The sequence below is a fragment of the Alteromonas alvinellae genome (assembly GCF_902705805.1).
The window spans coordinates 1-532 of sequence record NZ_CACSIH010000049.1; the positions used below are offsets into that span (position 1 = coordinate 1).

The 532-nt window shown below is 39.8% G+C and carries 1 protein-coding gene; it reads left to right on the plus strand.

Going from position 1 to position 532, the window contains the following annotated elements:
• Positions 1-63: 63 nt before the first annotated feature.
• On the plus strand, positions 64-532 hold a 469-nt coding region (locus ACX5KA_RS03770; protein WP_458730450.1), incomplete at its 3' end, for a transposase.

Consider the following 532-nt stretch of genomic DNA (forward strand, 5'->3'; position numbering starts at 1 on the left):
TCAGGATAGTTGTCGCCTCAGTTTTTCATAAAAATATAACAGGGAGCGGTAAGTTAGATATTAGTGAAGCATTATCCTGAAGATCATAAGAAAGCCATCATTAGAAAGCTGGTTGAAAGTGGCTTATCATTACGCCAATTCGCAAAGCTAGAAAGTATCAACTTATCTACTTTGTATTCATGGCGAGATAAGTATTTAAAAGCAGGTTCTAGTTTGGCTGATAGCAATAGTTCAGATGGTTGGTCACCAGAGCAAAAGTTCTCAATTGTTTTAGAAACAGCAGCATTGAGCGAAATTGAGTTAAGTGAGTATTGCCGTGAAAAAGGGCTTTACCCTGAGCAAGTTAAAGAATGGAAGCGAAGCTGCATTGCAGGCAATCAAACTAAAGCCCAGCAACGTAAGCAATTAACCCAAGAGCGAAAGGATGATCGTAAGCGGATTAAAGAGTTAGAAAGAGAGTTAAAGCGCAAAGATGCTGCGCTTGCTGAAACGGCAGCGTTGTTGGTGCTCAGAAAAAAGTTAAATGCCTACT